1 protein-coding gene is annotated in these 511 nt (G+C 51.9%); it reads left to right on the top strand.

Going from position 1 to position 511, the window contains the following annotated elements; translation table 11 throughout:
- A partial coding sequence (locus K5Q99_RS23150) for a hypothetical protein (RefSeq protein ID WP_220778139.1) occupies positions 1 to 511 on the top strand: 511 nt, incomplete at both ends.

The following is a 511-nucleotide window of genomic DNA, read 5'->3' as shown; positions in this document are numbered from 1 at the left end:
AAAATAAAGATGGGAGATGTGGTAAAAAATGGTCGCAGAGGAAGAGGAAAAGGAAAAGGAAAAGTGAAAGGAAGGAAAGGAAAAGGGGAAGAGAAAAAAAGGGAAGAGAAAAAAAGAAAAAAAGGAAAAGAAAGGAAAGAAGGGGGAGGAAGCACGAGCAAAGGAGGGGCGGCGGGCAAAAGACGGGCGGCGAGGGGCGAGACGGGACGGAAGGGAGGAGAGGGGGCAGTAAGGGGAGAGGGAGAGGAAAAGAGGAAAGGAGGAAGAGAGGGAAAGAAAGGGAGAGGAGAGGGGGGAGGAAAGAAGGGGGGGGAAGGGGGGAGAGAGGAAGAGGAGGGGAGGAGAAGGGAGAAGGAGAGAGAGGAAGAGAAGAGGGGAAAGGAGGAAAGAAGAGGAAAGAAGGAGAGAAAGAGGAAGGAAAGGGGGAGGAAAAAAAGAGGGGGGGAAGGGGAAGAAGAGGGAGAAAGAAGGGAGAAGGGAGAAGAAGAAGAGGGGACTGGAAGGGTGATTT

Origin of the sequence: Shewanella hafniensis, assembly GCF_019655335.1 — a bacterium.
In the GTDB taxonomy this organism is placed as follows: Bacteria; Pseudomonadota; Gammaproteobacteria; order Enterobacterales; family Shewanellaceae; genus Shewanella; species Shewanella hafniensis.
Note: the sequence above shows the minus strand (reverse complement) of the source record. Positions and strands in the feature narration are given on the sequence as shown.